This is a genomic window from Halomarina rubra (genome assembly GCF_023699475.1).
Classification (GTDB): Archaea; Halobacteriota; Halobacteria; order Halobacteriales; family Haloarculaceae; genus Halomarina; species Halomarina rubra.
The window spans coordinates 73,755-84,477 of record NZ_JALXFV010000001.1 but is presented as its reverse complement, the minus strand read 5'-3'; the positions used below and the strand labels follow the sequence as shown (position 1 = coordinate 84,477).

The 10,723-nt window shown below is 65.6% G+C and carries 10 protein-coding genes and 1 tRNA gene; 7 read left to right on the top strand and 4 right to left on the bottom strand.

The window, feature by feature from the left end:
* From M1L36_RS00465 to M1L36_RS00455, 3 genes are all read left to right on the top strand, one after another.
* Positions 1–1,088: COG1361 family protein (locus tag M1L36_RS00465; RefSeq protein WP_250871733.1), on the top strand; the 1,088-nt coding region annotated here is incomplete at its 5' end.
* Positions 1,085–1,981, top strand: a complete 897-nt coding sequence (locus tag M1L36_RS00460) for an ABC transporter ATP-binding protein (protein ID WP_369694182.1) — start codon at positions 1,085–1,087, stop codon at positions 1,979–1,981. The genes M1L36_RS00465 and M1L36_RS00460, both read left to right, overlap by 4 nt.
* A gap of 13 nt (positions 1,982–1,994) precedes the next feature.
* Positions 1,995–3,125, top strand: coding sequence for an ABC transporter permease (locus M1L36_RS00455; protein WP_250871732.1), 1,131 nt, complete (start codon positions 1,995–1,997; stop codon positions 3,123–3,125).
* On the opposite strand, the gene M1L36_RS00450 is transcribed toward M1L36_RS00455, so the two are convergent.
* From M1L36_RS00450 to M1L36_RS00440, 3 genes are read right to left on the bottom strand one after another with little or no spacing between them, the layout of a single operon-like run.
* Positions 3,071–3,985, bottom strand: coding sequence for a hypothetical protein (locus M1L36_RS00450; RefSeq protein WP_250871731.1), 915 nt, complete (start codon positions 3,983–3,985; stop codon positions 3,071–3,073). The genes M1L36_RS00455 and M1L36_RS00450 overlap by 55 nt on opposite strands.
* A 32-nt stretch (positions 3,986–4,017) precedes the next feature.
* Positions 4,018–5,235: a branched-chain amino acid ABC transporter permease gene (locus M1L36_RS00445; RefSeq protein ID WP_250871730.1), complete on the bottom strand. Its 1,218-nt coding sequence runs from the start codon at positions 5,233–5,235 to the stop codon at positions 4,018–4,020.
* Positions 5,236–5,255: 20 nt separating this feature from the next.
* On the bottom strand, positions 5,256–6,605 hold the full coding sequence (locus M1L36_RS00440) for an ABC transporter substrate-binding protein (RefSeq protein ID WP_250871729.1): 1,350 nt from the start codon (positions 6,603–6,605) through the stop codon (positions 5,256–5,258).
* A 207-nt stretch (positions 6,606–6,812) separates the two neighbouring features.
* Here M1L36_RS00440 and M1L36_RS00435 point away from each other — a divergent pair, with 207 nt between their 5' ends.
* From M1L36_RS00435 to M1L36_RS00420, 4 genes are all read left to right on the top strand, one after another.
* Positions 6,813–7,772, top strand: a complete 960-nt coding sequence (locus M1L36_RS00435; protein ID WP_250871728.1) for a branched-chain amino acid ABC transporter permease — start codon at positions 6,813–6,815, stop codon at positions 7,770–7,772.
* Positions 7,773–7,815: 43 nt separating this feature from the next.
* Positions 7,816–8,613, top strand: a complete 798-nt coding sequence (locus M1L36_RS00430; protein WP_250871727.1) for an ABC transporter ATP-binding protein — start codon at positions 7,816–7,818, stop codon at positions 8,611–8,613.
* Complete coding sequence (locus M1L36_RS00425) at positions 8,610–9,320, top strand: ABC transporter ATP-binding protein (protein WP_250871726.1); 711 nt, start codon at positions 8,610–8,612, stop codon at positions 9,318–9,320. Before M1L36_RS00430 ends, M1L36_RS00425 begins: the two co-directional genes overlap by 4 nt.
* Positions 9,321–9,608: 288 nt before the next feature.
* Positions 9,609–10,409, top strand: a complete 801-nt coding sequence (locus M1L36_RS00420; protein ID WP_250871725.1) for a hypothetical protein — start codon at positions 9,609–9,611, stop codon at positions 10,407–10,409.
* A gap of 198 nt (positions 10,410–10,607) precedes the next feature.
* Here the strand turns inward: M1L36_RS00420 and M1L36_RS00415 are convergent.
* Positions 10,608–10,679, bottom strand: a tRNA-Ala gene (locus M1L36_RS00415).
* Between the last annotated feature and the right edge of the window lie 44 nt (positions 10,680–10,723).

Below are 10,723 nucleotides of genomic sequence, written 5' to 3'. Positions count from 1 at the left end.
CCGACACCCCGACGCAGGTCGCCGTCGAGGTGGCGAACCCGACGACCGCGGCGATGCGAAACGTCGTCGTCGACGTCCAGGCCGGCGACGCGACCGGTCGCGCCACCCTGGCCTCGCTCGCCGGCGGGGCGTCCCGGACGCTCAACGTGAGCGTCGTCCCCGAGGCGACCGGCGACGTGCCAGTCGAGGCGACCGTGAGCTACACGACCGCCGTGGGCACCGTCGCCGAGACGAGCGCCGACGGGTCGCTCGCCGTCGCGGACCTCCGCGAGGACGTCGGCGTCCGGGTCGAACGCGCCACTGCGGGGCAGGGCGGGCAGGGCGACAGCCTCCAGGAGCAGCTCGGGAGCCTCGTCGGCGGCAGTCCGGCCGCCGGCGCGGCGACCCAACAGAGCGGCGGCGAGGAGAGCGGGAACGACCCCTCTCAGGTCGCCGTCACGGTGACGAACTTCGGGAACGCGCCGATTCGCGACGTCGTCGTCACCCCCGAATCGAACGGCAGTTCCCTGCCACGGTACGGCCTCGGCACGCTCGGACCGGGCGCGAGCGAGTCGGTGACCGTCGACCTCTCGCGGTACCCCGGCGGCCAGGTCCAGTTCGAGACCAGCTACACCGTCGCCGGCGAGGACGGCACCGCGTCGGCGGCGTACGACTACCGTCCGGAGACCGGGTCGATTCGCGTCACGGGCGTCAACCTCACGGCGAGCGACGGGACGCTCCGTATCGAGGGCAACGCCGGGAACGCGGGGTCGGCGACCGTCGACGGCGTCGTCCTCGCCGTCGGCGAGAGCGAGTTCGTCACCCCCGCGTACCCACAGCGGGACTACTTCGTCGGGAGCGTCGAGGGCAGCGAGTTCGCCCCCTTCGAACTCACCGCCGACGTGGACCTCGAGAACGCCACCAGCGTCCCGGTCGACGTCACCTACTCGGTGAACGGCGTCGAGCGGACCGAGCGAGTCGACCTCCCGCTCGACGGCGTCGAGGAGCGCGAGTCGGGCGGGTCGGACTTCCCGCTGAGCGTCGCCGGCGGGTTGGCGCTCGTCCTGTTCGCCGCCGCGGGCGTCGCCATCGCGGTCCGTCTGCGATGAGCGACCGCAGACGGGAGGACGGACCGGAACCGAGCGCGTACCGCGCGACCACGGACGCGGCGAGCGACGAGGGAGACGGAGCGACGGCCGTCGTCGAACTCCGGGGCGTCACCAAGGAGTACCGCTCGGCCAGCGAGACCGTCGTCGCGCTCGACGACGTCGACTTCGCGGTCCGTCCCGGCGAGTTCGTCGCCGTCGTCGGCCCCTCGGGGTCGGGGAAGTCGACGATGCTCAACGTGCTGGGCCTGCTCGACGTCCCCACGCACGGCGAGCAGTACCTCCAGGGCCGGGACGTCACCGACCTCACCGACGCCGACCAGACCGACGCCCGGAAACGAGCCATCGGCTTCGTCTTCCAGGACTTCCACCTCATCCCGACGCTGACCGCGACCGAGAACGTCGAACTCCCGACGCTGTTCGACGGCGGGGTCGCCGGCAGCGACGAGGACGCGACCGCCCGCGCTCGGGACCTGCTGTCGCGAGTGGGGCTGGGCGACCGCCTCGACCACGACCCGACACAGCTCTCGGGCGGGCAGAAACAGCGCGTCGCCATCGCCCGCGCGCTCGTCAACCGCCCGGCGCTCGTCCTCGCGGACGAACCGACGGGCAACCTCGACCGCGAGACGGGGACCACGATTCTGGAGGAGTTCCGACGCATCTGTGACGACGGCGTCAGCGTGGTCGCCGTCACCCACGACGACCTCGTGACGCGGTTCGCCGACCGGACGGTCGAACTCGTCGACGGCGTGGTGCGCGAGCGCGAGGCGAGCGAACCGAGCGGCCTCGCGACGAGCGCCGACGGCGGGGAAGACGAGACCGACGCCGGTGACCACGAGGACAGCCACGACGGGACCACCGACGACGGGACCGACGACCACGGAGACCGTCCGTGACGGGAGGCCGGCGATGACGCGCTTCCCCGCCGTCCTCGTGGCTCGTCGCAACCTCTCACGCAACCGGTTGCGGTCGGCGCTGGCGGCGCTTGGCATCGTCATCGGCGTGCTCGCCATCGCGACGCTGGGCATCTTCGGCACCGTCCTCCAGCTGTCGGCGACGAACGAACTCGGCGACATCGGCAACCAGGTCATCGTCTCGCCGAACCCCGACGCCGGCAGCGACACGCTCACCTCGCGGGACGTCCGCGAGATTCGCCGGGCCGCGAACGGCCGCGGGACGGTCGTCCCGCTGGTCGCCAGCGGCGGCGTCGTCGAAGCGGGTGGCGACGGGACGTTCGCGCAGTTGTACGGCACCGAGGACCCGGCCGCGCTGTTCGAAGCGCAAGCCGGGGACCTCCCGCGAGTCCACCGGCAGGGGGCCATCGTCGGCAGCGAGGTCGCCGAGACGCTGTCGCTGTCGGTCGGGAGCGTCGTCGAGATAGAGGGCAACCGCTACCGGGTCGTCGCCGTCCTCGCCGAGTCGGAGAGCATCACGCCGGTCCAGCCCGACGGGGCGGTCGTCCTCCCGCCCGGCGAGTTCGTCCAGAGCCAGCCCACTCAGGTCGTCGTCCAGGCCGACTCCGGGAGCGCGGCGACCGCCACGGCCGAGGCGGTCCGGGCGACGCTCAACGCCCGCACCGACCGAGTCCAGGTGTTCGAACTCTCCTCCATCCTCTCGACCATCGCCGAGTTCTTCGCGCTGCTCAACGCCTTCCTGCTCGGGCTGGCCTCTATCTCGTTGGTCGTCGCCGGCGTCAGCATCTTCAACGTGATGCTGATGAGCACGACCGAGCGCCGCCAGGAGATCGGCGTCCTCCGGGCGGTGGGCGTCCAGAAGGGCGACGTGCTCCGGACGTTGCTCGTCGAGGCCGCGTTGCTCGGGGTGGTGGGCGGACTCGTCGGCGCACTGCTCAGCGGCCTCGTCGCGGTCGGACTGGCGGCGTTCGTCGAGCAGATATCGTACGACGTGGTGTTCGTCGCCCGCAACGGCGCGTTCCTCGTCGGTGGGGTCGTGTTCGGGGTCGCGGTGAGTCTGGTGAGCGGGCTCTACCCGGCGTGGACGGCCGCCAGCGAACGGCCCGTCGAGGCGCTCCGGGACTGAGCGACGGTCGGAGACCTCTCGGTGGGGTCGCCCGTCCCCGTCGGCGTGGGCGTCGAGAGGACACCCTCGGGCGGGGTCGGAGCCGTCGTCACTCCGAGGTGCGAAATCGACCCGTTCACCGTCACCCGGACGACGCCCTCGTCCGTCGGCGCGAGGTACGACAGGCGGTACTCCCGGACGACGCCGCGCTCGCTCACCCACGCGACGAACGCGACGTCTCGTAGCGGCGAGAGGGTCTGTGTCCCGCCGGAAACGGCGAGTCTGTAGTGCGTCACCCCCGCCCGCTCGACGCGCTCCGTCACCCGGAGGTCGAGGTAGCTGAACAGTCGGACGAACCCCTGTCTGTTGGTCGCGATGTCGGTCAGGGTCGCCGGCGAACTGTCGAGTGGCCGGTAGACCGTCCGGTTGCCCGCCGTCTCGGCGACGACGGCACGCCCCTCGCCGACCCACCGCTCGATGCGCCGGCGGTCGAGGTCACCGTCGGTCCGCCGCTGGATGTCGAGGACGTAGTGCGAGCGGCCGGCCTCACCGACTCGGATAGTGTGGTCGAACCGCGAGCGGACGGTGCCCGACGGGGTGGTTCGACGCTCGGTCCGGCGGACGGTGTAGGTCGTCCCCGCGAGCGTCGAGACGTGGGCGTCGACCAGCCGCAGAGGGTCGGCGACGCCCTCGCGAGTCACGCCAGGGAGGAGTTCCCCATCGAGACGGGCGGGCGCGTCGGGCACCGGCGCGGGCGTCACCGTTCGCTCGGACGTGGGTCGGCCCTCGCGGTCGCTCGTTCCACAGCCGGCGAGCGTCGAGCAGACGAGGAGGAGGCAGACGGCGGCACACAGCCACGACGTGGCGCGCGGGCGGGTCACGGGGCGTCACCCCGGCGGCCCGCGGACACGGCTCATCCGGACTGCCGGTCGAACGTCCGGGAGAACCAGCGCAGTCGGTCGGTGACCCACTGGGCGACAGCCGCGAGACCGCCCAGGACGAACGAGAGGGTGAGGTCGTAGAACCAGACGAGCGTCGCGCGCAGGTGGCCTGCGGCCCCCGACCAGCCGTCGCGCTGGTAGTGGCCGTAGCCAGCGACGGTCCAGTCCCGGGCGCGGACCAGGCCGCCGGCGACGCCGTTCTGGAAGAACAGCACCACCAGTAGCAGGACGAACCCGAAGAAGAACTCCCAGTGTTCTGCGAACGTCGGGAACGAGTCGATGATCCACCGGAGGTAGAGGTAGACGAACGCCCCGACCGCCGGCCCTGCGAACGCGTAGGGGCCACCGATGACCGTCATGATGACCGGTTCGGCCGAGAACGACCAGTACGCGAGGTCGGGCGTGATACCCGTCCGCAGCGGGATGAGCAACGCACCCGCCAGCCCCGAGAACGCACCGCTGAGGATGAACGTGATCCACGAGTGGAACCGGCCGTCGATGCCGATGGCCTCGGTGCGCTGGGGGTTCTCGCGGATGGCCTTACACACCATCCCGAACGGGGAGTTGACGATGCGCCAGAGCGCGAACATCGCCCCCGCGAAGACGGCGAGGACGATGAAGTAGTACACCGTCGGGTCCCGGATGTTGTACAGCGCGAACTCGACGCCGAACAGGTTCACGTCGCTGAGGAAGATCGACAGGCCGTCGCTCCCGTTGGTGAGTCCGCCGGGGTCGAGCAACAGCAGCGAGTAGATGGCCATGCTGAACGACAGCGTGATCATCGCGAAGTAGATCTCTTGGAGTTGGACGCTGAGGTAGCCGATGAACACGCCCAACAGCGTCGCGACGAGGACGCCGAGGACGACGGCGACGACGAACGTCACCAGGACCGACGCGCCGCCGAACGTCTCGGCGAACCCGAGCGTCGAGGACCCCGTCCGGATGAAGATGGCGACGGTGTACCCCGACGCCGCGACGAACATCGCGTGTCCGAACGACAACAGCCCCGTGTAGCCGTACAGCAGGTTGAACGCCGTCGCGAAGATGGCGAAGATGAGCACCTGCGCGAGCAGGCCGATCTGGAACACCGGGAGGACGAACGGCGCGGCGACGAGCGCCACCGCGATGGCGGCGAACACCACACTCGAGGATCCGCGGCTGGTCACCCGCTCGCGAACGTCGTAGCTCATGGTCTCTCACCGCTCATGGTTCAGAGTCCCGGCGGAAGCCCGCTGTCGGCGAGCAGTTCCTGCGCACGCGACTTCTCCAGCGACACCGACTCGACCGGGTCGAGACCGACCCCCTCGTAGGGGACGTCGTCGTTCGTGCTGGTCTCGCCGATGATGGTCGGCGCGGTGGCCTGGTGGCTGTCGGGGTCGATGCGCCACGTCCCGCGCGGCCCCTCGTACTCCATCCCCTCCATCTCGGAGATGATGGCGTCGGGTTCCGTGCTACCGGCGTTCTCGATGGCGTTCTTGTAGAGCCAGATGGCCGAGTACGTCGACGGCCCCGTGAACGACGGGATGGAGCCGTTGTTGGCGTCCTTGAACGCCTGGACGTAGTCCGTGTTCGCCTGGTTGTCGTACGCCGAGTGCCAGTACCACGAGGAGTAGTGGTAGCCCTCGGGCATCGTGTCCCCGAGCGCCGAGAACACCGTGGGGTCGGCTCCGAGCGTGTCGAACACGTCGTCGACCTGCTCGAACAGTCCCTGACTCACCGCCTGCTGGACGAAGGTGACGGCGTCACCGGCCCAGAAGGAGGTGAACACGAGGTCCGGATCGGCGCTCAACACGCGGTTGATCTGGGGCGTCATGTCGCTGGCCCCGAGTTCGGGGAACACCGACCTGACGTACTCGAAGTCGCCGCCCAGCGCGTCGGCGAACGCCTTGAAGTAGTCCCACGTCTGTTCGCCGTAGGCGTAGTTCGGGCCGATGTTCGCGATACGACCGCTCCCGACGTTGTCGACGGCGTACTTCGCGATGGCGTAGGTGTTCGTCGTCGTGTTGGCGTTCGTCCGGAACAGGTTCGGGATACCGGCCGCCGTCCCGTCGTCGCTGTTGAAGAAGTCGCCGTACGTCTCCGTGTCGTGTTCGGTGATCCACGGCGTCCCGATGTCGGTGAGCGTCATCGGCACCCCGAGTTCGCGAATCGCCTGTGCGGAACTGAGCGTCACCCCCGAGGAGGTCAACCCGATGAGCGCGTCGACCTGCTCTTCCTGGACGAGACTACGAATCTGTGAGACCGCGTCACCGTTGTTGTGGTCCCGGAAGACGATCTCGACGTCCTCGTCGTTGATGCCGCCGGCCTCGTTGACGGCGCTGACCCCGAGTTCCGCCCCGGCCTGGGAGGCGCTCCCGAGCGCTTCGGCCAACCCCGAGAGCAAGAACACGCCCCCGATCTTGACACCGCCGCCCCCGCCGCCACCGCCCAGACCGCCGATACATCCCGAGAGTGACGTCGCTGCTGCACTCGCGCCGACTCCCGCGAGGAACCGTCGCCGACCGACCCGTCTCGAACTCGTCCGACCGGAGTCGGACTCCCTGCCCTGATTGCTAGACATGACCTGACGTGACTTGAACACTGTTAGAATAAATAGCTTTGTGTGACATCGTTGCAAGTTTTGCGCTGGAGACAGCTCTACCACCTAATTTCGGCATTTTAGGTTTTTTTACACAACCATCTAGTGGCGTAAAACGCGGTTGCTTGCACAGCGAGTCGACAACGATTCGAACAAAAGCTTTAATCGGTAACTCCTGAACGGTGTATCATGGTACCGTTGGACGTACTCGTGATGCAACTGAGTCCGAACCTGCTCGTGCGGCAGGTCATCACGGGAATCAGTATCGGCAGTTGGTTGTTTCTCGTCGCTGTCGGGTTGAGCCTCATCTTCGGGGTGCTCGATGTGTTGAACTTCACCCACGGCGTACTGTTCATGATCGGGGCGTACATGGCCGTCGTGACGACCGTCGGAGGTGGAGGCGTCCCGGGGTTGTCGCTGATACTCGTGCCGCTGGTCGACGTGTGGCCGCTCCACCCGTTCTGGCTCGGCATCGTCGTCGCGGGCGTCACCGTCGGCCTGCTCGGGGGCATCGTCGAGTCGGGGTTCATCCGACGCGTGTACGACCGCGAACCGCTCGACCAACTGCTGTTGACGTTCGCGTTCGTGTTGATGCTGACCGACCTCACGCGGGTCGTGTTCGGGACCGGCCAGTACGCCATCCGCCCGCCGGAGGTGTTCCGGTTCACCATCCAGGTCACCGAGGGCGTCAGAGTCGGTGGCTACCGACTGTTCGTCATCGGGATGGCCGTCCTCATCATGCTCGTCCTGTTCACGGTGCTCGACCGCACCAACATCGGGCGGGTGACGCGGGCGACCTCCTCGGACCGAGACATGGCGTCGCTGCTCGGCATCAACGTCCCACGGCTCTACACCGGCGTCTTCATCGCCGGTGCCGTGCTCGCGGGCATCGGCGGAGCACTCGCCGCACCGCTCCAGTCGGTGACCACGTCGCTGGGCAACCAGGTCATCATCTACGCGTTCGTCGTCGCCGTCATCGGCGGTCTCGGCTCGTTCGTCGGCGCGTTCGTCGGCGCGATGATCATCGGTCTGCTGCTCGCACTCGGCAGTCAGATCATCCAGGGCGGCGGGACGCTGTTCCCCTACGTCGCGATGATCATCGTCCTCGTGTTCCGCCCCGAGGGCCTGTTCGGGGAGGTGGAGGCGTGAGTTGTTCGACACCGCGCGTCGGGCGACCCCGCGGAGGTGAGCGATGACGACCGTCCTCCAGACGGAGTCGCTGACCAAGGCGTTCGGCCGACTGGTCGCCGTCGACGACGTCGACGTCGCCATCGACTCCTCGGAGATCACGAGCATCATCGGCCCCAACGGTGCCGGGAAGACGACGTTCTACAACCTACTCAGCGGGCAGTACACACCGACCGAAGGTGAGATTCGTCTCCGAGCACGTGACGGCGAGGACGGCGAGGGCGACGAGGACGGTCTCGTCACCATCACCGGTCGCGAACCACACGAGATCAGTCGACTCGGCCTCTCGCGTGGCTACCAGATCAACAACGTGTTCGAGGGCCTCAGCGTCATCGACAACGTCAGAATCGCCCGCATCAGCCGCGACAAGCGGACGCTCGACCTGTTCTCCCGAGCGACGAAGGACCAGGCGCTCACCGACGAGGCCTGGGACGTCATCGAACTCACCCGCCTCGAAGACGTCGCCGAGTCCAAGTGCGCCAACCTCTCGCACGGCGACGTGCGGAAGGTCGAGATCGCCATCGCGCTCGCGACCGACCCCTCGGTGGTCCTGCTTGACGAACCGACCGCCGGGATGAACGCCTCCGAGACCCGCAAGATGGTCGACCTCGTCCGCCGACTCGACCGCGAGACCGACACGACGTTCGTCCTCACCGAACACGACATGGAGGTGGTCGTCGGTATCTCCGACCGTATCCTCGTCCTCGACAACGGGTCGCTCATCGCACAGGGGACCCCCGAGGACGTGATGGCCGACGAACGCGTCAAGGAGGCGTACCTCGGGGAGGGTGAGGAGCAGTGAGCGTCCTCGAACTCTCGGACGTCGACGCCTACTACGGCAACAGCCACGTGCTGTTCGACATGGAGATGGCCGTCGAGGAGAACGACATCGTCGTCCTCCTCGGGCGCAACGGCGCGGGCAAGACCACGACGCTCCGGAGCATCACCGGCACCGTCCCGCGGCGCACCGGTAGCATCGTCTACCGCGGCCGGGACATCTCCCGGGACTCCGTCGACCGCATCTCCAACGCGGGCATCAAACTCGTCCCGGAGGGCCGGCGCATCTTCCCGACGCTCACCGTCACCGAGAACCTGCAGGTCGCCCACAACGCCTGTTCGAACCCCCGAGACATCGAGGAGATGTTCGACATCTTCCCCGTCCTCGACGACCTCCGGCAGAGCAAGGGCCAGAACCTCTCCGGGGGCGAACAGCAGATGCTCTCGGTCGCCAGAGCGCTCGTCCAGAACCCCGACCTCCTGTTGCTCGACGAACCGACCGAGGGGTTGGCCCCCGTCATCGTCAAGGACCTGATGGAGGTGCTGTCAGACGTCGTCGAGGAGGACGTCACCGTCATCCTGACCGAACAGAACGTCAACTTCTCGCTCGAACTGGCCGAACGCGCCTACATCATCGAGAAGGGCTCGCCGGTCTGGGACGGCACCGTCGACGAACTGCGCGACCGTGACGACCTGCTCGAAGAGTACCTCTCGGTGTCGGCCGCGGAGTGAGAACGACGCGGTCGACCGCGTGAACCTCATCAGCCGACTTGACCGTCGGTCTCTGCCGACCGATTATCGAGGGTTCCACAGCGCCTTCGACGGGTCGGTGGGGCTGGGAAAGTTGAACACCAGAGCAGTTCGTTAGCGTCCACGTTCACCAGGAATGCGAGCTCGCCACAGCTTGACTCATCGGCCCCGAATTTCGACCCCTTCACGTAGCCCTGGCCGAGCGGTGCGTCATCCAACTTAATACACAAAAATAATAATGTCCTGAATATACAAACGCCTCTCAAAGCGATGTTTGAGCGAATAAAAAAGCGAATACTCTCTCTCAGCAGGCACGATGCAATTGTTGGTGGAGTTGTTGGCCTGATAATCGCTGCAGTCTTCCAGCCATTTCTTGTCGCATTTGTTACAGACATTTATGTTGGCGTCGGTGCTCCGGGGTACAAGGCTCCCTCTATAGAAACAGAATTCAGTCAAGGCAAGGAGTCATTCGAACCAGGAAGTGAGGTGATTTACTTTGAAAACCTGACTTGGAAGTCCGAATATCAACTATATAGGGTTAAGATAGATAATAATGGTGACCAATTGGTCCGAGACCTCAAAGTAACTGTCCCGTTGCCAGGTTGCGTAGAGCATGTGAATACCGAAGGTCCTGCAGTACAAGGAGATTATGACATCGAGGACACAATTACAGCACGAATGTCTGGTTCTGGTCTCAAAGATAGCCCAATCGAGCCCCATCAATGCAGTAAGGTAATACAAGCTAATTTCCTGGACCCAGGCGAGTCGATTACTGTCGAGTTTATAGTCACGGACAAATTTGAGAAATGCGATTTGCTGAACGGAATTCCTGACAATCCAGACATCATTACAACCTATCGATGGTCTGTTTCCAACTCTGTATATAAGGAAGTAGAATACAACCGCGATACTGAACTTTGGTCGAAATTCACCGAATTCACTCAACATCAGCAAGGAAAAGGCATGTTCATGGATATGGTCGAGAATCGAAGATATGGCGCATTCCTGGTTACCGACCAAGAGAGTATGAAACAAGGTATGGAGAGATGTGGAGCTACGATTGGACGCTGAAAAAGCGCCATGACGAATAGCGAATTTAATCTCAGAGTGGAATTGAACACGCAGTGACAGTAGTACGGGCAAGCTTCGCTAATTCAGTTCCTTCTTGGAACATCAAACAAACTCGCCGGGACTCCCTCGCGGGAGCACCGCGACCGAGGGGGAGTACGGCGGGTCCATCGACTGACGGAGCGTAGCGACGGAAGGAGATGGACTCGCCGGGATTTGAACCCGGGGCCTCTTCCTTGCGAAGGAAGCGATCTGCCACTGATCTACGAGCCCGCGTCTTTCGATATCGCCGTCGCGTACTTGTAGCTTCTGTTTCG

What these genes read in the sequence shown, in the direction of transcription:
- M1L36_RS00445 (WP_250871730.1), bottom strand. Translation starts at nt 5,235, where the DNA reads ATGAGCTACGACGTTCGCGAGCGGGTGACCAGCCGCGGATCCTCGAGT.
- M1L36_RS00440 (WP_250871729.1), bottom strand. Translation starts at nt 6,605, where the DNA reads ATGTCTAGCAATCAGGGCAGGGAGTCCGACTCCGGTCGGACGAGTTCG.
- M1L36_RS00460 (WP_369694182.1), top strand. Translation starts at nt 1,085, where the DNA reads ATGAGCGACCGCAGACGGGAGGACGGACCGGAACCGAGCGCGTACCGC.
- M1L36_RS00430 (WP_250871727.1), top strand. Translation starts at nt 7,816, where the DNA reads ATGACGACCGTCCTCCAGACGGAGTCGCTGACCAAGGCGTTCGGCCGA.
- M1L36_RS00435 (WP_250871728.1), top strand. Translation starts at nt 6,813, where the DNA reads ATGGTACCGTTGGACGTACTCGTGATGCAACTGAGTCCGAACCTGCTC.
- M1L36_RS00455 (WP_250871732.1), top strand. Translation starts at nt 1,995, where the DNA reads ATGACGCGCTTCCCCGCCGTCCTCGTGGCTCGTCGCAACCTCTCACGC.
- M1L36_RS00420 (WP_250871725.1), top strand. Translation starts at nt 9,609, where the DNA reads ATGTTTGAGCGAATAAAAAAGCGAATACTCTCTCTCAGCAGGCACGAT.